The organism is Nonomuraea helvata (assembly GCF_039535785.1).
In the GTDB taxonomy this organism is placed as follows: domain Bacteria; phylum Actinomycetota; class Actinomycetes; order Streptosporangiales; family Streptosporangiaceae; genus Nonomuraea; species Nonomuraea helvata.
Genome location: NZ_BAAAXV010000009.1, coordinates 2,643,493 through 2,661,936 on the forward strand (window position 1 = coordinate 2,643,493; position 18,444 = coordinate 2,661,936).

Consider the following 18,444-nt stretch of genomic DNA (forward strand, 5'->3'; position numbering starts at 1 on the left):
GGGTTATCGATTCGCATTTCCACCTCATTCGAGAGCGATCGATCACGAGCCGGGAAGGCAATCATGAATCGACTAGTCAAGACGGCGGCAGCCGTCACAGCATTTGGCCTGGCGGCGGCTCTTGCCGTGCCGGCCCAGGCGGACACCGCCAGGTACGAGCGACAGAGCGGGGGCACCACTGCGGGGATCCCGATCAGCGGCCTGCTGGGCGGCGTGGTCGGCGGGCGCCTGCTGAACGGCATGCTGCAGGGCACCGCCCAGCCCAAGCCGGGCGCGCGCCCTGCCAACCGGAGGCCGGGGGCCGAGCCGGCCGCCGTACCGGCGAACCGCCAGGACGGCACGCACGCGAACCGGCAGGACGGCGCGCAGGTCAACCGCCGGAACGGAGTACCCACCAACCGCCGGAAGCGTGTCATCACGCCGAACGCGGCCGAGGACGTCACCCGGCAGGGCGGTCCGCTGCCCGAGCTGTCGCAGATCGCGAGCGGGCTGCCGCTCGGCGGCGGTGGCCTGACCGAGGCTCTCCCCGTGCCCGTCCTGCCGGACGCGGTACCGCTGACGCAGCTGCCCTCGGTGAAGAACGGCGGCGGCCAGACCGTGACCTCGGGCGGCGCCTACGACGCGCTGACGGGCCTGCTCCGCACCCCCACCGGGGACATGGTGAACCAGGTCCACAGCGCCACCCTCCTGCCGGCCACCGGCTCCAGCGTCGCGGACGTGAGCCGTACCGCGGCCAGGGTCATGAACAGCACCACCAAGGGCGCCGACTCCCTGTCGGCCGACGGCGTCGTGAGCGGCCTCAGCCAGGCGGCCAGGCGCGCGCTGCCGCGCGCCGGGAGCGGCCGGCTGTCGCCCCTGATCGGGCAGGTCGCGCCGTCCGAGATGGCGCCGGTCATCGAGGCGCTGCCGGGCGCCACGCATGCCGCCTCCGCGGACGGCCTCACGCCGCTCGCCGAGGACGCCTCCAGCTTCGTCTCCACCAATGCGACCAAGGCGGCCGGCACGTACAGCGACGTGCTGACCGCGCTTGGATGGACCACCGACGCGCTGACGAGCTCGGTGCGGGACTCCTGGATCCGCAACTAGACGCGGATGCAGGCGCCAGAGCGGCGGCTCGCCGAGAGCCGGTGCGACGGTTCGCGGGTGTCATAGGTGCCGACGCCCGGGGACCGGCCATGCCGGCGACAACGCGGTCCCGTTCGCGCGCCCCAGCTGTTCCCTCGACGTCCTTTCCCTTTCCCGGGCCCGGCGCCGGCGTCCCGGTGCGGCGATCTGTGCCGTCCGTCTGTACGGCGGTCAGCACCCCGCCCGCCGGCACGACGGTCCGCACGGTGATCTGTGCGGGTCTGTCCGCACGATGGTCTGTACGCGTCAGTCAGGCGCGCGCCGGCCTGCATGCGCCTGTGGTGCGCAGCAGGCCTGACGCGACAGACCGCATGCCGTTGCCGTGGCGCGGTGGTCGATGTGCCGCCGCTCCGGCCAGGCAGGCCGTAAGCCCGTTGCCGGAGCGCGGCGGCCCGAGTGCCGTTCGTTCTGGTGCTGGAGGCCCGGTGCCGCCGTTTCTGGTGCGGCAGGTCGGCGGGGCCGATGGGGAGACGTCGTCACACCGACGCGACAGGCCGACGGGCGCTCGCAGGTGCCAGAGGCGCCCGAGGCACTGACGCGCGTGGGTTGAGACCCCGCGAAAGCAGGCGGTCTCATGACGGGCCTGGGCGGACGCGCCCACGCCCTGGCTCGTGCACCGCGCCGCCAACTGCAGGGCAGCGGCGCCGCACGAGCTCCGCCGCCGGTCCCGTCTTCATCGGGGCCGGCGGCCTTTTTTGCCGGTGGGGTCTGGAACCAGCTGACTATGGCAGGCGGACGCCGGTGCGGCGGGCTATCTGGGCCTGCAGCCTGGCCATCTGCCAGTGCAACTCCAGCAGCTGCTCGGCGAGCTGCATCCGGGGAATCTCGGACACGTCCTCGGTGGCCAGGTGGTCGATCGCGGTCGAAAGCTCCACCATCGCGCGCTCCCACTCCATCAGCGACCCTCGGATCGAATTGACGTTCGAATTCTATCGGAACGGCAGGCTCGCTGTCAGTCTTTTGTCACACGGGTCGCCGGAGTTTCGCACGCAAGATCGAACACACAAATAGCGCCACCCGCAGGGCGGCGCTGGTGGAAAGGCGGAGTCAGCCCTTGTTGTAGGCGGCGATGACTTCCTTCGGGTCGCCGTCCATCTTGATCTTGCCCTTGTGCAGCCAGATGACGCGGTTGCAGGTCTCCTCGATGACCTTGAGATCGTGGGCCACGAGGAAGACCGTGCCGGCGGACTCGCGGATCTGGCGGATCCGCTCCTCGCTCTTCTTGCGGAACTCGCGGTCGCCCGTGGCCAGGGCCTCGTCGATGAGGAGGACGTCGTGGGTCTTGGCCGAGGAGATGGCGAAGCGGAGGCGGGCGCCCATGCCGGAGGAGTAGGTGGACATGGGCAGCTGGACGAACTCGTCAATGCCGGAGAAGTCGACGATCTCCTGGTATTTCTCGCGGACCTCGGCAGGCGTCATGCCCATGGCGTAACAGCCGAGGATGATGTTGCGCTCGCCGGTCAGCTCACGCATGAGGGCCGCGTTGACGCCGAGCAGCGAGGGCTGGCCGTCGGTGTAGACGGCGCCCTCGTGCGGGGGGAGCAGGCCCGCGATGGCGCGCAGCAGCGTGGACTTGCCCGAGCCGTTGCGGCCCACGATGCCGATGGCGTCGCCGTGGTAGGCCACGAACGTGACGCCCTTGACCGCGTGGACCTCTTTCATCTGCGGCCGGCCCTGGCGCTTGAGGAGGCGCGTGAGGGCGTTGACCGCGTTGCCCTTCTCGGCGTCCGAGGCCGCGCCGTAGACGCGGTAGACGATGTGGAGGTCGTCGACGATGACGGTCGGAGTGCCCGTGGGGACGTCGATCGGCGACTTGCCCTGGGGCTCCGGATTGGGATGCACCCTCACATCCTTGCCGGGGACGGCGGGCTTCTCGCCCTTCACCTGTGACAGCTCCTTGGTCAGTTCAGCCACGCCCGTACCTCTCCTCGGCTCGCCAGAAGTACCAGAAGCCGAATCCAAGCGCGAACACCGCCCAGAATACGCAAGACACCAACACCATCGTCGGCGGGTGGTGGCCGGACGCCTTGTTGTGGGACGAGATGAGGATCTCCCGCATCCATTCGATGTAGGAAGCGGTGGGGTTGAGATACATCACGTTGGCGACCCACTGGGGCAGCTTGGCGGAGGTCACCACCTTGTCCTGGATGGAGAAGAAGACGCCGGAGGCGTAGAGCCAGAAACGAGTGATGAACGGCAGCAACTGGTTGAGATCGCGCATCTGGGCGCCCAGCCGGGCGACGACCAGGCCGGCCCCGACGTTGAACATCGTCTGGAGCAGCAGCACCACGGGGATCATGAACCAGAACCAGGTGGGCCATTCTTGGGTGAGCACCACGATGCCCAGGAGCACGCCCATGGAGATGGCGAGCTGCTGCAACTCCTGGATCGTGTAGGCGAACGGCAGTGAGGCTCTGGGGAAGTGCAGGGCCCGGATCATCGAGAGGTTGCCCGAGATCGACTTGGCGCCCGCGGTGACGGTCCGCTGCGTGTAGGTGAAGACGAACATCCCGGTCAGGAGGAAGGCCGGGTAGTTCTGGATGCCGTTCTTGCCGCCGAGGATGACGCCGAACATCACGTAGTAGATCGCCGCGTTGAGCAGGGGCGTCAGCACCTGCCACAGCTGGCCGAGGGCCGAGCTCGAGTATTTCGAGACGTTGCGCGAGGTCGCGTACGTGAGGATGAAGTGACGCCGCTCCCAGAGCTGGCGCACATAGACAGGGAACCTCGGCCGCGCGATGGCACGGCGAAGCCCGTATCTCTTGGCGAGCTTGGCCAGCGGCTCCTGCCCGCTTCGGCCGCCCGCCTGGGCGTCCGCGACAGCGGATTCCGGCTGGCTCATGGCAAGGACTCTATTGGATCCAGGTCGATGGGGTGCCTGTCACGCGGGTTGGCGACAGTCAGTTGGACGGAGTCTCGCGACGCCGGGTTCCCAAAGCGCCGTCAAGACCTGCTCAACCGTAGCCCAGCGAGCCGGGGTGTGGTGGCAAGGGCACGACCACTCTCCGATAGGGGGTAATTTTCATCGACTGTTCACGTCCAGGCTGTGCCGGTTGCATCATCTTTGTACGGTTTGACGCTTCCTGCACTGAATGTCTGTGACGCTGGATTGGCACACGTGTGACCGAACTGCAACGCGCCAGAGACTCCCTGGTGGCAAGTAGTAAGGGATAGTCGCGATCGACTGGCAGGGCGTCGGCTGGTTTGACCATGTCAGCCAAACCCGGGGGATACCAGGACCCCCCGTCAGGCTGCTCACGATCACCGCAGCTCAGCGCTTACGCCCACCTGTAGAGGGAGGAATTCTTTCACCATGCGTGTTACTAAGGGCGCACAGATCGTCGCCGGTACCGCGCTGCTTGCCCTCGCGGTTGCCGCGTGTGGCGGCGGTGCCTCTGACAGTGGCGGGACTGCCGCCGGCGGCGGCGAAACGCCGGTCCGCATGGAAGTCGGTGAGCCCCAGGAGCTCCTGAACCCCCAGAACACGACGGAGACCGAGGGTTCCGAGGTCCTCGCCGCGGTGTTCTCGCCGCTCGTACGCTACGACGAGAACAAGCAGCCAGTCGAGGAGGCCGCTGAGTCGATCACCACGTCGGACAGCAAGGTCTGGACGATCAAGCTCAAGTCCGGCTACACGTGGCACGACGGCACGCCGGTGACCGCCGCGGACTACGCCCGCGCGTGGAACTACGCGGCCTACCAGGACAACGCCATGGCCTCGTCCTACTTCTTCGGCCGTGTCGACGGCTACAACGACGTGCACCCGGGTGAGGGCAAGACGCCGACGGCCAAGGAGATGAAGGGTCTCAAGGCTGTCGACGACCTCACGCTCGAGGTCACGCTCACGGCGCCGTTCTCGCAGTTCAAGACGATGCTCGGCTACACCGCCTTCTACCCGCTGCCGAAGGCGGCCTTCGGCGCCGACGGCAAGGTGACCCAGGCCTACGGCGAGCAGCCGATCGGCCAGGGCCTGTTCAAGGTCGACAAGCCCTACAAGAAGGGCACCGACCAGACCATCGACATGACGGTCTACGACAAGTTCCCGGGCGCCAAGCCGAAGAACTGGAAGAAGCTCCAGTTCAAGATCTACACCAGCGCCGAGACCGCGTACAACGACCTGCAGGCCGAGAACCTCGACGTCGACGACTCGCTGCCCGCCTCGGCGATCGCCAGCGCCAAGGCCGCGCTGGGTGACCGCTACTTCGACGAGCCCGACGCCGCTGTCGGCTACATCGGCGTGCCGCTGAAGTACAACCCGGACTTCAAGAACCCGGACGTGCGCAAGGCCATCTCGATGGCCATCGACAGGAAGACCATCACCGAGACGGTCTTCTCGGGCACCCGCGCACCCGCCGACGACTTCATCAACCCGGCCATCCCCGGTTACCGCCAGGGCGCGTGCACCTCGTGCACGTACAACCCGGCCGAGGCCAAGAAGCTGTACGACGCCGCCAAGGGCCCGTCCAAGATCGAGCTGGGCTACAACGCGGACGGCGGCCACAAGGAGTGGATCGAGGCGGTCGCCAACAACCTCCGCGCCAACCTGAACATCGAGGTCACGCCGAAGCCGTTCGAGAAGTTCCAGGGCATCCTGGACGCTCTCGACGCCAAGGAGTACAAGGGCCTGTTCCGTATGGGCTGGTCCATCGACTACCCCTCGGCTGAGAACTACCTGACCCCGATCTTCGGCACCGGCTCCATCGGCACCGGTTCCAACTACGGTGGGTACTCCAACAAGGACTTCGACGAACTGGTGGCCAAGGGCGACCAGGCCGCCGACCCCGCCGAGGGCCTGAAGTTCTACCAGCAGGCGGACGACATCCTGATCAAGGATCTGCCGTACATCCCGGTCTACTTCTACCGGAGCAACTTCGGTCACTCCACCAAGGTCAAGAACGTCAAGCTGAACCTGCTCAACCAGGTTCAGTGGGCGGACATCGAGAAGGCCTGACGTCATTCGCGGGGTGGACGGTCCTTGCCGTCCACCCGTCGAAGGGCTGAGCTTGGAGGCAGCCACCCGAGCCGGGTGAACCACGGGCTCCGGGGGCTGCCTCCAAGTCATGTACCGGAGGGCTTCAATGGGCCGTTATGTCATCAGGCGTCTGATTCAGGCGATACCCGTCCTGCTCGGCGCCACCCTACTCATCTTTGTGATCGTCTTCGCGCTGCCCGGTGATCCCATCGCGGCGCTCTTCGGAGACAAGCGCCCGGACGCGGCGGTGGCCGAGGTCCTGCGCGAGCAGTATCACCTCAACGATCCGCTGCTGTTGCAGTACTGGTACTACATCAGCGGTGTGCTCTTCCGCGGCGACTTCGGCGTGAACTTCGCCGACGTGCCCGTGTCCCAGATCATGGCCGGCAAGTTCCAGGTCACCCTGAACCTCGCCCTGACCGCCCTCGTCATGGAGGCGCTCATCGGCGTCGGCCTCGGACTGTGGGCGGCGCTGCGCCGTGGCAAGGCCACCGACACCATGATCCTCGCCTCCACGCTGCTGCTGATCTCGGTGCCCACGCTGGTGACCGGTTTCGTGCTGCAGCTCATCCTGGGCGTCAAGCTCAAGCAGTGGACCGGGGCGGACATATTCCCGGTCGCGGGCACGTTCGCGGGCTGGCGCAGCTACCTGCTGCCCGGCTTCGTGCTTGCGGGAACGTCGATCGCCTACCTGACCAGGCTCACCAGAACCAGCCTGGCGGAGACGCTGAGAGCGGACTACATCCGCACGGCCACCGCCAAGGGCCTGCCGAGACGCCGCGTCATCGGCAGACATGGCTTGCGTAACGCGCTGATCCCGCTGGTCACCTATCTGGGCGCCGACCTCGGCAACCTGATGGGCGGTGCGGTGATCACCGAGACGATCTTCAATTTGCCGGGAATCGGGAACCAGCTCTACACGAGCGTCTACTTGCGAGAACAACCAGTTGTCGTGGGTATCGTGACCATCCTGGTGTTGATCTACATCCTGGCCAACCTGGTCGTCGACCTGTTGTACGCCGTGCTCGACCCGAGGATCCGCTATGAGTAACCCAACCCCGCCGGTGGGGCCCGGGCTCCCGGAGACGCAGACCCTGGTCACCGACGCGGTGCCGGCCCCGGCGCCGGCACGACATGGCAAGAAGTCCAAGGACGGCAAGCCGGCCAGCCTGTGGACCGACGCCTGGTACGACCTCCGACGGCGGCCGATGTTCATCGTCTCGGTGATCATCATCCTGATCCTGCTGATCATGTCGGTCTGGCCGTCGCTGTTCACGGCGATCGACCCGTACAACGCCAGGTCCTGCGACCTGTCCACAGCCAGGCAGGTGTCCAGCGCCGGCCACCTGTTCGGCAGGGACAACCTGGGTTGCGACGTCTACGCCAGGACGATCTACGGCGCACGCAACTCCATCCTGATCGGCGTGTTCACCACGATCATCACCACGCTCATCGGCGGCCTGCTCGGCATCGTGGCCGGTTACCGCAGCGGCGTGGTCGACACGGTGTCGTCGCGGCTCACCGAGATCTTCTTCGCCATCCCCCCGATCCTCGGCGCGCTGCTCATCGCGGCCACGTTCCGCGGCAAGGCCAACAGCATCATGCTGGTCATCGTCGCGCTGGCGGTGCTCGGCTGGCCGATGACGTTCCGCATCATGAGAGCAGCCGTGATCACCGCGAAGAGCCAGGACTTCGTGGTCGCGGCCAGGGCGCTGGGCGCGGGCTCGGGCCGGATCATGTTCCGCCACCTGCTGCCCAACTCGCTGGCCCCGGTCATCGTCGTGGCCACGATCAACCTCGGTGGCTTCATCGCGGCCGAGGCGGCGCTGTCGTTCCTCGGCGTCGGCGTGCAGTCGCCGGACATCTCCTGGGGCCTCATGATCGCCGACGCGCGAACCAGGTTCCTGGAGGCGCCGCTGCCGCTGGTGTTCCCGGCCGTGTTCCTCTGCATCACGGTGCTCGCGTTCATCATGATGGGCGACGCCGTACGCGACGCTCTCGACCCGAAGCTCAGGTAGAAGGGGGGATCAAGTGAAGAAGACGTCAACCGATGTGTTGCCCGCCGAGGGAGGGCTGGGCGACGAACCACTGCTCGCGGTCGACAACCTGCACGTGGAGTTCCACACGCGCCAGGGGGTCGTCCACGCGGTGAACGGCGTGAGCTACACGGTCGCCCCCGGTGAGACGCTCGCCGTGCTGGGCGAGTCGGGTTCGGGCAAGTCCGTGACCGCTCAGGCGATCATGGGCATCCTGGACGTGCCGCCGGCGGTCGTCCCCCAGGGGGAGATCCGCTTCAGGGGCACCGACCTGCTCAAGCTGTCGGAAGAGGCACGCTCGCAGGTGCGCGGCCAGCGCATCGCGATGATCTTCCAGGACGCGCTGTCCGCGCTCAACCCGGTGTTCACCGTGGGCTGGCAGATCAGCGAGATGTTCCGGGTGCACCGGGGCATGTCCAAGGGCGACGCCATGAAGAAGGCCGTCGAGCTGATGGACCGGGTGCGCATCCCGGCCGCCAAGCAGCGCGTGAACGACTATCCGCACCAGTTCTCCGGGGGCATGCGGCAACGCATCATGATCGCGATGTCGATCGCGCTGGACCCCGAGGTGCTGATCGCGGACGAGCCGACCACGGCGCTCGACGTGACCGTCCAGGCGCAGATCATGGAACTCCTGGCCGAGCTGCAGCGCGAGAGCCAGATGGGCCTGATCCTGATCACGCACGACCTCGGCGTCGTGGCCGACGTGGCCGACAAGATCGCCGTCATGTACGCGGGGCGCATCGTGGAGAACGCCCCCGTGCGCGACATCTACAAGGCGCCCGCCCACCCGTACACGAAGGGCCTGCTCGAGTCGATCCCCCGGGTCGACCTCAAGGGCCAGGACCTGTACGCGATCAAGGGCCTGCCGCCCAACCTGCTCGACCTGCCGAGCGGTTGCGCGTTCCATCCCCGGTGCCCGTACCGGCAGGACGACTGCGTGACCGACATCCCCCCGCTCCACGAGATCAGCGGCACCCGAGGCAGCGCGTGCCACTACTGGAGGGAGGTCCTCGATGGCGATCGGTGAGCGCATCCTCGAGGTACGGGACCTGGTCAAGCACTTCCCGCTGACCCAGGGCATCGTCTTCAAGCGGCAGATCGGCGCGATCAAGGCCGTCGACGGCGTGTCGTTCGACCTGCACAAGGGCGAGACGCTGGGCATCGTGGGCGAGTCGGGCTGCGGCAAGTCCACCCTCGCCAAGGTGCTGATGGCGCTGGAGCGGCCCACCTCCGGCTCGGTCCGGATCAACGGTCGCGACATCGGCAAGGCCAAGGGCAGTGAGCTCAAGCGGATGCGCCGCAACATCCAGATGGTGATGCAGGACCCGTACACCTCGCTGAACCCCCGGATGACCGTCGGCGACATCATCGGCGAGCCGTACGACATCCACACCGAGGTGGCGCCCCGGGGCGACCGCCGCAAGAAGGTGCAGGAGCTCCTGGAGGTCGTCGGGCTCAACCCCGACCACGTCAACCGCTACCCGCACCAGTTCTCCGGAGGGCAGCGGCAGCGCATCGGCATCGCCCGAGGGCTGGCGCTCCAGCCGGAGATCATCGTCTGTGACGAGCCGGTGTCCGCCCTGGACGTGTCCATCCAGGCGCAGGTGATCAACCTGCTCGAGCGGCTGCAGAACGAGTTCAACCTGGCGTACATCTTCATCGCCCATGACCTGTCGGTGGTGCGGCACATCTCCGACCGGGTGGGCGTGATGTACCTCGGCAAGTTCGTGGAGCTCGGCAAGGACACCGAGATCTACGACCGGCCGGCGCACCCGTACACGCAGGCGCTGCTGTCGGCGGTGCCGGTGCCGGACCCGGACGGACGGGAGCAGCGGGAGCGGATCATCCTGCAGGGCGACCCGCCGTCCCCGGCCAACCCGCCGTCGGGGTGCCGCTTCCGTACCCGGTGCTGGAAGGCGCAGGAGATCTGCGCCCAGGAGGAGCCGCTGCTGCAGGTGCGGCCGGGGACCGGGCACGAGAGCGCCTGCCACTTCGCGGAGACGCACGACGTCGTGCACGTGGGCTGACCTTTTGTGACGAGAAGGCCCTCCGAGGAGCTCTCCTCGGAGGGCCTTCCCGTCATGTGGTGACGATCAGGGCGGATCCGTGGCCGAAGAGTCCCTGGTTGGCGGCGAGGCCGACGCGGGCGTTCGCGACCTGGCGCGGGCCCGCCGCGCCGCGTAGCTGCAGGGTCAGCTCGCAGAGCTGGGCGATCGCCTGGGCGGGGATCGCCTCGCCGAAGGAGGCCAGGCCGCCCGAGGGGTTGACCGGGATCCGGCCGCCCAGTCCTGTCGCCCCGTCGTGCAGGAGCTTGGCGGACTCGCCGGGCGCGCAGAGGCCGACGTCCTCCATCCAGTCGAGCTCCAGCGCCGTGGAGAGGTCGTACACCTCCGCCAGGGAGACGTCCTCCGGGCCGATCCCCGCCTCCTCGTAGGCCGCGTGCGCGATCGCGGCTCTGAAGGGCCTTTCAGGGGCGGGCACGGCGACGCAGGAGTCGGTGGCGAAGTTCGGCAGCTCCAGGACCGTGTTGGGGAAGGTCGGGGTGACGGTGGACACGGCGGCCACGCGTACCGGGTGGGACAGGCCCCGCCGGCGTGCGTACGACTCGGAGGCCAGCACCACCGCCGCGCCTCCGTCCGAGGTGGCGCAGATGTCCATCAGGCGCAGGGGGTCGGCGACCATGGGGGAGGCGAGCACCTCCTCGGCGGTGACGGTCCTGCGGTAGCGGGCCATGGGGTTGAGCGATCCGGCCAGCGCGTTCTTGACCTTGACGGCGGCGAAGTCGGCGGTCGTCGAGCCGTACAGGGCCATGCGCCTGCGGGCGTAGAGGGCGAAGTACGCGGGATTCGTGGCGCCCAGCAGCCGGAAGCGCTGCCAGTCCGGGTCGTCCGGGCGGTCACCGCCGACCGGCTTGAAGAAGCCCTTCGAGGTCGAGTCCGCTCCCACCACCAGCGCCACGTCGCACAGGCCCGCAAGGATGCGCGTACGGGCGATCTCGACCGCCTGGGCGCCCGAGGCGCAGGCCGCGTAGCAGGACGCGACCCTGGCGCCCGACCAGCCCAGCGCCTGGGCGTACGAGGCTCCCGCGATGAAGCCCGGGTAGCCGTTCCTGATCGTGTCGGCCCCGACCACGAACTCCACGTCGGTCCACGCCACCCCGGCGTCGCGCAGGGCCGCGCGGGCCGCCGCCACCCCGTACTCCAGGAAGGGCCGGCCCCACTTTCCCCACGGATGCATCCCGACGCCCAGCACCACGACATTCACGATGTCCGACCCCACATCCACACCAGCGGCCCGTCTGCCAGCGGCCCAGAGGTGAGCTCCAGCTCCATGCCCACCTCGAGCTCGGCCGCCGTGAGGCCCTTGACCTGCCCGAGCACCACGATCCCCACCTCGTCGAGCTCCACCGCGGCCAGCGTCACCGGCACGTACGGCTCCGCCGCGACGTAGGGCGCCGGGGGCGGGTAGCACGCGTTCGTGTACGACCACACCCTCCCGCGACGGGGCAGCCGGACCGTCTCCATCGACGTCTCCTCGCAGCGTGGGTTGGGGCAGAGGGCGCCGCGGGGCGGGAAGCAGACGGTCCCGCAGGCGGCGCACCTGGCGCCCAGGAGGAAGGCGCCGTCGTCGTCGACGGCGAACCAGCCCTCGATCGCAAACGTCATACTCCGGAGTATCGCACAAGCGCTTGCTTTGGTGGAGGCCGGCCGGCGCTTTGGAGCGGGAGGGGTCAAGTGCGGCGTCTGCGGTGGCGGGGGATCACATGTGCCGACATCCCCGCCATGATCAGCAGCATGCCCGCCACCACCGGCCCCCTGGAGGCGGGTGACGGGCCGTTGCCGAAGTACGGGCCGGGGCGGGGGAGGGGCGGCGCCGGCACGTCCAGGCGGTCGGCCTCTCGCAGGGCGAGCAGCGCGTTGGCCACCCCGTGCCCGTAGGCGGGACTGTAGCCGTCCGCGGGACGCCTGCGGGTGCCGAGCTCGATCGCCATCCGCACGTGGTACGGCGACATGTCCGGATGCGCCGCCTTGATCAGGGCCGCGATGCCCGCCACCATGGCCGCCGCCGAGCTGGTGCCGTCGCTCACCACGTACGAGTCGTCCCCGTCCGCCGTGACGATCTCCGCGCCGGGGGCGACCACCGAGAGGTAGTCCTGGCGGTTGGAGAACCGGGCCACGTTCAGCGACCGGTCCACCGCCCCCACGGCGATCACCCCGGGGTAGGCGGCGGGGAAGTTCTTCCTGTTGGCCGATTCGCCGTCGTTGCCCGACGACGCCACCAGCACCGCCCCCTTGGCGATGGCGTACTGGACGGCCTCCTCCTCCAACGCCGAGCCCTCCCAAGCGCCGCTGCCGCCGCCCAGCGACATGCTGATCACGTCGGCGCCGTGGTCGACCGCGTACCGGATGCCCCTGGCCAGCGCGTCGTGCCCGCGAGAGCGCTGCTGCACGCGCAGCGGGTCGCCGTTCTCCAGCGTGACCCTGATGGACAGCACCTTGGCCGCGGGCGCCACCCCGATGACGCCGCCCCTGCGCTCGTCGCCGTGCCCGCGGCCGGCGATCAGGCCGGCCATGGCGGTGCCGTGCCGCCCCCAGAGGCCCTTGGCGGCGCCGGTCAGGTCGGGGCCCTCGATCACGGCGCCGCGCAGGTCGGGGTGGCGGCCGTTCACGCCGGTGTCGAGCACGGCCACGACCACGCCCTCGCCCCTGCTCGACCGCCACGCCTCGGGCAGCCGCATCGCGGCGAGCTGCCACTGCCCGGCCCGCGCGGCCTCGCCCACGTCGTCGAAGCCCACGTCGTCGGAGGCGCTCGCCGGGGCGATCCCGACCACCAGCGCGGCCACCAGGGCGGGCACAAGGAGCCGGCTCATCGGGTCAGCGCCCGGTACAGCGCCGTCGCGAGCTGGCGCGCGGTGTCGCGCAGCCGCGGCAGGACGCGGTCACCCGGCTGGTACGGTCTGCCGTCGGTGTATCCCGCGGCCGTCGCCACCATGTAGTTCTCATGCGACCCGACCACCACGCCGGTGAAGTACTGGCGCTCGCCGAACCGCTCCGCGGGCCCACGGGGAAAGGCCACCGGCCGCACGGTCGCGAGCCGCCCCGCGCGGTACGAGCCGGACCAGGGGCTGTCGAGCACGGCGATGCCCACGGTGGCGACGAACGTCTGGGTGCTGTCGGCGTACGTGGCGCGCAGGGCCACGCGGCAGCCGCGGCGTAAGGCGGCGAGCTGGAACGCCGTCCGGCAGGGCGCTTCCGGCGCGACCCCGGCCAGCACGTACGTGACCCGGGCCCCCGACGGGCTGACGCCGGGCACGGTCTCGGGAAAGATCTGCGACACCGGCCAGGCGCGCCAGCGCTCTGACACCGGCGGCTCCGGCAGCGGCCAGATCACGGACAGTATGGAGAGCAGTACAACGGACAGCTGGAACACGTCGACCTCGAGCGGGAGATCTCGGGAGGGGAGGATGCCCGCGTGTGCATTCTGACACGTGTCAGGAGCTCATTTGGTAAACAGGCCGATACGCGGAGTAATTCCGATCTGCGAAGTTTCGCGCTAAGGAGTGGGAGAGAGTCGGACGTGTGCTCCAGGCGGGAGCCCCAGCCGCTGCGCTGCGTCACCCGAATTGATCGCGATCGCGACCAGCCCCGCCGCGTCCGCGAACGCCACCAGCTCCCCCGGCGGCACCGCCGCGAACGTCTCCCGATACGGCAGCGCGAGCTGCCGCCTGCCCAGCCACACCCCGAGCGTGTCGCCGACCCGCACGCCCAGCGCGTGCAGGTCGCCGGCCGCGATCGAGAGCTGGGTGTTGCCGTAGCGGTCCACCGAGACGACCTCGCCCTCCACCGAGCCGTCCCGCAGCAGCGACGTCGGCACGGGCAGTGAGACCAGCCTGCCGACCGGCACCTCGGGCCCCAGCTCGCAAGGTCGCAGCCCGCCGTACAGCCGCCCCGCGACCGGCGAGAACACGTCGCGCCCGTGGAAGGTCGGGGAGACCGGCCGCAGGAAGTGCTCCTGGTTGCTGATCTCGTACGCCGTCTCGGCGCCGCCGCTGGCCCGCACCGCCCACGACAGCAGCCCGTTGTCGGGACCGATGAACACCCGGCCGCCCGCCTCGACGGCCACCGCCCGCCGGGCGCCGCCCGCGCTCGGGTCCACCGCGCCGATGTGGATGCCCTGGGGGAGGTACGGAATGGTCTGGGCGAGAATCGCCGCGCCCCGCCGTACGTCTCCCGAGGGGACCAGGTGACACACGTCGATCACGCGCGCCTCGGGCGCGATCCCGGCGATCACACCGTGACACGCCGCCACATAACCATCGTCGAGCCCGTAGTCGGTGAGGAGTGTGATGACTGAGGTCACATTTCGTGACTGTACGTCTCTCAATCCGCCGTGAACAGCCGCACTCGGCACATTACGATTGGGACGGGCCGCATGCGTGCATCGACCCAAGCCCCTTTCGAGGAGGACACCATGGGAGCACCGCTCAGCGGTGACAATGCTGCCCAGGAACCGTCCCGCCAACCACTCTCAGAACGCGACATCGAGCTCCTCGCCTTCGAGCGCCAGTGGTGGCGTTACGCGGGCGCCAAGGAGCAGGCCATCAAGGAGAGCTTCGGGTTCTCCGCCACGCGCTATTACCAGTTGCTCGGTGAATTGATCGACAGGCCGGAGGCGCTCGAGCACGATCCGATGCTGGTCAAGAGGCTGCGCAGGTTACGGTCCAGCCGCCAGCGTGACCGTGCGGCCAGGAGGCTCGGCATGCGTCCCTGACCGCTGGGTACGGCAGCCGCGTGAGGAACATCCCTGGAATGGAAGCGATCTTGAGCGATCCGGCAGGCGCCGTGATCGGGCTCGACTTCGACGGCACGCTGTCGCCGATCGTGCCCGACCCCGCCAAGGCCGTGATCCACCCGAAGGCCCCCGAGGTGCTCGCCGCGCTGGGCGCCCACGTCCTGGCGGTGGCCATCGTGACCGGCAGGCCGCCGGCCACCGCACTGGAGCTCGGGCCGGGCCTGGCCGACGTGCCCGGGCTGGTCGTGCTCGGGCACTACGGCTTCGAGCGCTGGGAGAACGGCCGGATCTCCGGCCCCCCGCCCCCTGCGGGCGTGCTCAGGGCGGAGGCGGAGCTGCCGCTGCTGCTCGACAAGCTCGCCCTGGAGGGCGTGACCGTAGAGGACAAGGTCCGGGCCGTGGCCGTGCACACCAGGCGCAGTCCCGACCCCGAGGGCGCGCTGGCCAGGCTGCGCGAGCCGCTGGCCGAGCTGGCCGGGAAGCACGACCTGGTGGTCGAGCCCGGGCGCTTCGTGCTGGAGCTGCGGCCGCCCGGCATGGACAAGGGGCAGGCGCTCAGCCTGTTCCTGGCCGAGCGGGCCGCGAGGTCCGTCATGTTCGTCGGCGACGACCTGGGCGACCTGGCCGCGTTCGCGGCCGTACGCGCGTCCGGGCTGCCCGGCGTGACCGTGTGCAGCGGCTCCGCCGAGGTCACCGCCCTGGCCGAGCAGGCCGACATCGTGGTGGACGGGCCGGACGGAGTGGTGGCCCTGCTGCACGAACTTGCGTCCGCTTTCAGCCATTCGTGATTGGTTTGCAAGTCCCGATCCCTAGGGTCGGGCGCATGTTCAAGCGATACCTCGCCGCCTCGGCCGTGGCCGCGGCCGCCCTCCTCGCCGCCGTGCCCGCGAACGCCGCGACCGCGCAGCCGCTCAAGCTGCGCAACGGCCTGACCCTCTACATCCCCATCCAGTGGAAGGTCTACGGCACCGGCACCGACGCGGTCCAGGTCGTGACCGGCAAGTGCGCCAAGCCTCAGGGCTGGGGCTCGTCCAGGTGTGACGCGTTCTACGTCTTCGGCCCCAAGTACATCAAGCGCGGCGCCGAGGGATTCGGGCCCTACACCGGCAAGAACCCCTTCTACACCGCCAGCGACGTGCAGCCCTGCCCGTTCAACCCCAAGTGGGGCGAGCTCATCGGCCCGACGGTGACGAGGGGCCTGCGCCAGGTCGGCGCGGGGCACAAGGCCACGTACAACGCGTGGAAGTCCACGTGCGTCTCCTACTCCGGCAACAAGGTGCACGCGCGCTTCACGCAGCGCGAGTGGTACCTGCCGAAGAGCAAGATCCTGGTCGTCGACCAGTGGAACACGCCGGGCCTGGCCGACACGCTCAAGAACGCCGACTGGAACTGACGCACTCGCCGGATCCCGGCGAGTGCGTCAGATCTCGGCGAGCGCGTCGAGCTGGGCCGCGAGCCACTTCTGCGGCGGCAGGGCGGTGGCCGCCGCGTGCAGCTTGTCGCGCCGCATCCGGCGCTCGTCCTCCGGCATGACGAGCGCCTGGTGCAGCGCGGCGGCCGTGCCGCTGATGTCGTACGGGTTCACCAGCAGCGCGTGCGGGCCCAGCTCGGCCGCCGCCCCCGCCTCCCGTGAGAGCACCAGCGCGCAGCGCGGCGACAGGATCGGGCCCTCCTTGGCGACCAGGTTCATCCCGTCACGGATGGGGTTGACCAGCAGCACGTCGGCCATCCGGTACGCGGCCAGCGAGCGCGGGTAGTCGTCGTTGACGTTGAGGATCAGCGGGTCCCAGTCCTCGGTGGCGTACTCGTCCTCGATCTCCTGCGCGCGGCGCTGCACCGACGCGGTGTACTCGCGGTATTCGGGCAGGTCGTGCCGGCTCGGGTACGCGAACGCCAGATGCACCACCTTCCCGTGCCACTCGGGGTGCGCGTCGAGGAACTCGCGGTAGGAGATCAGGCCGCGCACGATGTTCTTCGACAGCTCGGTGCGGTCGATGCGGACGATCAGCCGCCGGTCGCCCACCTGCTCCCTGAGCGCGGCCATGTGCGACTCGACGTCGGGCTCGCAGGCCCGCTCCCACAGCGCCTCGCCGTCCACGCCCAGGCTGTGCACGCCGATGCGGGTGGTCCTGCCCTCGTAGGTGACGCTGCGGCCGGCGCGGTCGGCCTCCGCGCCCAGGAGCGCCTCACAGCAGTCCATGAACGCCTGCGCCCACCTGTCGGTGAGGAACCCGGCATGATCGGCGCCCAGGATGCCCTCCAGGACCTCTCCGGCCACTTCGTCGGGCAGCAGGGAGAAGTATTCCGGCGGCGCCCAAGGGGTGTGGCTGAAGTGGGCGATGCGCAGGTCCGGCCGCTCGGCGCGGAGCATCGCCGGGGTCAGCGTCAGGTGGTAGTCCTGCACCATCACGCGGGCGCCGTGGCCGGCCTCCTCGGCCAGCGCCAGCGCGAACGCGCCGTTGTAGTCGCGGTACGACTCCCACTCGCGCTCGAACCTCGTGCCGAAGTTGGGCGAGTTGGGGATGTCGTAGAGCAGGTGGTTGACGAACCACAGGGTCGAGTTGGCGACGGAGTTGTAGGCCCGGTGAAAGGTGGCGGGCGGGATGTCGAGCATGCGCAGCGGGCCCGTGTCGTAGCCGGCCTGATCGATCCTGCCGCCGGGCGCCAGGCGGACGGCGCTGCGGTCGCCGTCGGACAGCGCCGCGCAGACCCACAGCACGCCGTCCTTCCTGACCACCCCGGACAGCCCGGACACCAGGCCGCCGCCACCGCGTTTCATGGTCAGCTCGCCGTCGTCGGAGACGGTGAACGAGACGGGTCCTCTGTTGGAGGCCACCAGAACGCTGTTCATCTAGGCTCCCTTCGCCCATAGGATCCCAGCTATGGCGCTTGATGAGCTAACCGAGGAACTCGCACGTTCCGCCGCAGCCGGAGATCATCGCGCACTTGGCGAACTTCTGGCTCGGATCGAGCCCGATGTGATGCGTCACTGCGCCCGGATCTTGCCCTACCACCAGGACGCCGAGGAGGCCTCGCAGGACACGTTGCTGGCCGTGGCGCGCAACATCGGGCGGTTCGAGGGCAGGGCCAGGTTCAGCACCTGGCTCCACATCGTGACGGCCAACTGCGCGCGCACCACGTACAGGTCGCTGAAGCGGAGGGCGGCCGAGCAGAGCTCCGACGAGCTGCCCATGCAGAAGCCCGACGTGCGGCGGGTGAGCGTGATCGCCGGATCACGGCTCGACCTGCTGGACGCCATGGAGGCGCTGGAGGCCGACAAGCCGGACCTGGCGCAGGCGCTGGTGCTGCGCGACATCGTCCAGCTCGACTACAACGAGGTGGCCGAGCAGCTCGGCATCCCGCTCGGCACCGCCAAGTCGCGCATTCACCAGGCGCGGAAATACGTGCAGGGCGTGCTGGGTGATGACTATCGTTGAGACATCGCATCTCACCTGCTGAGACAAGTGGCCATTTAGGCCCCCTGGGCAGGTAGAGTCCATTTCAACAACTGAATAT

At 69.0% G+C, this 18,444-nt stretch carries 19 protein-coding genes; 10 read left to right on the plus strand and 9 right to left on the minus strand.

All coding sequences use genetic code 11. The annotated features are described in order from the left end of the window. Positions 1-63 precede the first annotated feature (63 nt). A complete protein-coding gene (locus ABD830_RS45660) occupies positions 64-1,086 on the plus strand; it encodes a hypothetical protein (protein ID WP_345001377.1) in 1,023 nt (340 codons plus the stop codon). Positions 1,087-1,847: 761 nt separating this feature from the next. Here the strand turns inward: ABD830_RS45660 and ABD830_RS45665 are convergent. The 3 genes from ABD830_RS45665 to ABD830_RS45675 all read right to left on the minus strand — a co-directional run bounded on the left by ABD830_RS45665 (position 1,848) and on the right by ABD830_RS45675 (position 3,967). Then, positions 1,848-2,003, minus strand: a complete 156-nt coding sequence (locus tag ABD830_RS45665) for a hypothetical protein (RefSeq protein WP_345001379.1) — start codon at positions 2,001-2,003, stop codon at positions 1,848-1,850. 169 nt (positions 2,004-2,172) lie between these two features. Next, positions 2,173-3,039, minus strand: a complete 867-nt coding sequence (locus ABD830_RS45670; protein ID WP_345001381.1) for an ABC transporter ATP-binding protein — start codon at positions 3,037-3,039, stop codon at positions 2,173-2,175. Beyond that, positions 3,032-3,967, minus strand: a complete 936-nt coding sequence (locus ABD830_RS45675; protein ID WP_345001383.1) for an ABC transporter permease — start codon at positions 3,965-3,967, stop codon at positions 3,032-3,034. Before ABD830_RS45675 ends, ABD830_RS45670 begins: the two co-directional genes overlap by 8 nt. Before the next feature lie 600 nt (positions 3,968-4,567). On the opposite strand from ABD830_RS45675, the gene ABD830_RS45680 reads away from it, so the two are divergent. The 5 genes from ABD830_RS45680 to ABD830_RS45700 all read left to right on the plus strand — a co-directional run bounded on the left by ABD830_RS45680 (position 4,568) and on the right by ABD830_RS45700 (position 10,163). Further along, positions 4,568-6,076 (plus strand): peptide ABC transporter substrate-binding protein, encoded by a 1,509-nt coding sequence (locus tag ABD830_RS45680; RefSeq protein ID WP_345001385.1) that lies wholly within the window; start codon positions 4,568-4,570, stop codon positions 6,074-6,076. A gap of 127 nt (positions 6,077-6,203) precedes the next feature. Continuing rightward, positions 6,204-7,148, plus strand: a complete 945-nt coding sequence (locus tag ABD830_RS45685; protein ID WP_345001387.1) for an ABC transporter permease — start codon at positions 6,204-6,206, stop codon at positions 7,146-7,148. After that, positions 7,141-8,115, plus strand: coding sequence for an ABC transporter permease (locus ABD830_RS45690; protein ID WP_345001389.1), 975 nt, complete (start codon positions 7,141-7,143; stop codon positions 8,113-8,115). Before ABD830_RS45685 ends, ABD830_RS45690 begins: the two co-directional genes overlap by 8 nt. A 13-nt stretch (positions 8,116-8,128) precedes the next feature. Continuing rightward, positions 8,129-9,163, plus strand: coding sequence for an ABC transporter ATP-binding protein (locus ABD830_RS45695; protein ID WP_345001391.1), 1,035 nt, complete (start codon positions 8,129-8,131; stop codon positions 9,161-9,163). Continuing rightward, positions 9,150-10,163 carry an ABC transporter ATP-binding protein gene (locus ABD830_RS45700; protein WP_345001393.1) on the plus strand — a complete coding sequence of 338 codons (1,014 nt, stop codon included), beginning with the start codon at positions 9,150-9,152 and terminating at the stop codon, positions 10,161-10,163. The genes ABD830_RS45695 and ABD830_RS45700 overlap by 14 nt, the downstream gene beginning before the upstream one ends. Positions 10,164-10,215: 52 nt before the next feature. Here the strand turns inward: ABD830_RS45700 and ABD830_RS45705 are convergent, their stop codons facing one another. The 5 genes from ABD830_RS45705 to ABD830_RS45725 form a co-directional block, all read right to left on the minus strand. Further along, on the minus strand, positions 10,216-11,400 hold the full coding sequence (locus ABD830_RS45705; RefSeq protein ID WP_345001395.1) for a lipid-transfer protein: 1,185 nt from the start codon (positions 11,398-11,400) through the stop codon (positions 10,216-10,218). Beyond that, positions 11,397-11,801, minus strand: a complete 405-nt coding sequence (locus ABD830_RS45710; RefSeq protein ID WP_345001397.1) for a Zn-ribbon domain-containing OB-fold protein — start codon at positions 11,799-11,801, stop codon at positions 11,397-11,399. Before ABD830_RS45710 ends, ABD830_RS45705 begins: the two co-directional genes overlap by 4 nt. A gap of 65 nt (positions 11,802-11,866) precedes the next feature. Next, the gene (locus ABD830_RS45715) at positions 11,867-13,006 is read right to left on the minus strand and encodes a S8 family serine peptidase (protein ID WP_345001399.1); all 1,140 of its coding nucleotides are present in this window, start codon (positions 13,004-13,006) and stop codon (positions 11,867-11,869) included. Continuing rightward, on the minus strand, positions 13,003-13,527 hold the full coding sequence (locus tag ABD830_RS45720) for a hypothetical protein (protein ID WP_345001401.1): 525 nt from the start codon (positions 13,525-13,527) through the stop codon (positions 13,003-13,005). The genes ABD830_RS45715 and ABD830_RS45720 overlap by 4 nt, the downstream gene beginning before the upstream one ends. A 162-nt stretch (positions 13,528-13,689) precedes the next feature. Next, positions 13,690-14,496 (minus strand): SAM hydrolase/SAM-dependent halogenase family protein, encoded by an 807-nt coding sequence (locus ABD830_RS45725; protein WP_345001403.1) that lies wholly within the window; start codon positions 14,494-14,496, stop codon positions 13,690-13,692. A gap of 111 nt (positions 14,497-14,607) precedes the next feature. Here ABD830_RS45725 and ABD830_RS45730 point away from each other — a divergent pair, with 111 nt between their 5' ends. Genes ABD830_RS45730 through ABD830_RS45740 form a run of 3 tightly spaced genes read left to right on the plus strand, consistent with a single transcriptional unit; the run spans position 14,608 to position 16,321 of the window. Further along, the gene (locus tag ABD830_RS45730) at positions 14,608-14,907 is read left to right on the plus strand and encodes a DUF3263 domain-containing protein (protein WP_345001405.1); all 300 of its coding nucleotides are present in this window, start codon (positions 14,608-14,610) and stop codon (positions 14,905-14,907) included. Positions 14,908-14,945: 38 nt separating this feature from the next. Then, positions 14,946-15,716, plus strand: coding sequence for a trehalose-phosphatase (otsB, locus tag ABD830_RS45735; protein WP_345001407.1), 771 nt, complete (start codon positions 14,946-14,948; stop codon positions 15,714-15,716). Between the two features lie 35 nt (positions 15,717-15,751). Beyond that, complete coding sequence (locus ABD830_RS45740) at positions 15,752-16,321, plus strand: hypothetical protein (RefSeq protein WP_345001409.1); 570 nt, start codon at positions 15,752-15,754, stop codon at positions 16,319-16,321. Positions 16,322-16,348: 27 nt separating this feature from the next. Here ABD830_RS45740 and ABD830_RS45745 read toward each other — a convergent pair whose 3' ends face one another. Further along, positions 16,349-17,779 carry an alpha,alpha-trehalose-phosphate synthase (UDP-forming) gene (locus ABD830_RS45745; protein WP_345001411.1) on the minus strand — a complete coding sequence of 477 codons (1,431 nt, stop codon included), beginning with the start codon at positions 17,777-17,779 and terminating at the stop codon, positions 16,349-16,351. Between the two features lie 31 nt (positions 17,780-17,810). Here ABD830_RS45745 and ABD830_RS45750 point away from each other — a divergent pair, with 31 nt between their 5' ends. Continuing rightward, positions 17,811-18,365, plus strand: coding sequence for an RNA polymerase sigma factor (locus ABD830_RS45750; RefSeq protein WP_345001414.1), 555 nt, complete (start codon positions 17,811-17,813; stop codon positions 18,363-18,365). Positions 18,366-18,444 lie beyond the last annotated feature (79 nt).

What these genes read in the sequence shown, in the direction of transcription:
- ABD830_RS45660 (WP_345001377.1), top strand. Translation starts at nt 64, where the DNA reads ATGAATCGACTAGTCAAGACGGCGGCAGCCGTCACAGCATTTGGCCTG.
- ABD830_RS45665 (WP_345001379.1), bottom strand. Translation starts at nt 2,003, where the DNA reads ATGGTGGAGCTTTCGACCGCGATCGACCACCTGGCCACCGAGGACGTG.
- ABD830_RS45675 (WP_345001383.1), bottom strand. Translation starts at nt 3,967, where the DNA reads ATGAGCCAGCCGGAATCCGCTGTCGCGGACGCCCAGGCGGGCGGCCGA.
- ABD830_RS45680 (WP_345001385.1), top strand. Translation starts at nt 4,568, where the DNA reads ATGGAAGTCGGTGAGCCCCAGGAGCTCCTGAACCCCCAGAACACGACG.
- ABD830_RS45685 (WP_345001387.1), top strand. Translation starts at nt 6,204, where the DNA reads ATGGGCCGTTATGTCATCAGGCGTCTGATTCAGGCGATACCCGTCCTG.
- ABD830_RS45690 (WP_345001389.1), top strand. Translation starts at nt 7,141, where the DNA reads ATGAGTAACCCAACCCCGCCGGTGGGGCCCGGGCTCCCGGAGACGCAG.
- ABD830_RS45700 (WP_345001393.1), top strand. Translation starts at nt 9,150, where the DNA reads ATGGCGATCGGTGAGCGCATCCTCGAGGTACGGGACCTGGTCAAGCAC.
- ABD830_RS45710 (WP_345001397.1), bottom strand. Translation starts at nt 11,801, where the DNA reads ATGACGTTTGCGATCGAGGGCTGGTTCGCCGTCGACGACGACGGCGCC.
- ABD830_RS45715 (WP_345001399.1), bottom strand. Translation starts at nt 13,006, where the DNA reads ATGAGCCGGCTCCTTGTGCCCGCCCTGGTGGCCGCGCTGGTGGTCGGG.
- ABD830_RS45730 (WP_345001405.1), top strand. Translation starts at nt 14,608, where the DNA reads ATGGGAGCACCGCTCAGCGGTGACAATGCTGCCCAGGAACCGTCCCGC.
- otsB (WP_345001407.1), top strand. Translation starts at nt 14,946, where the DNA reads ATGGAAGCGATCTTGAGCGATCCGGCAGGCGCCGTGATCGGGCTCGAC.
- ABD830_RS45740 (WP_345001409.1), top strand. Translation starts at nt 15,752, where the DNA reads ATGTTCAAGCGATACCTCGCCGCCTCGGCCGTGGCCGCGGCCGCCCTC.
- ABD830_RS45745 (WP_345001411.1), bottom strand. Translation starts at nt 17,779, where the DNA reads ATGAACAGCGTTCTGGTGGCCTCCAACAGAGGACCCGTCTCGTTCACC.
- ABD830_RS45750 (WP_345001414.1), top strand. Translation starts at nt 17,811, where the DNA reads ATGGCGCTTGATGAGCTAACCGAGGAACTCGCACGTTCCGCCGCAGCC.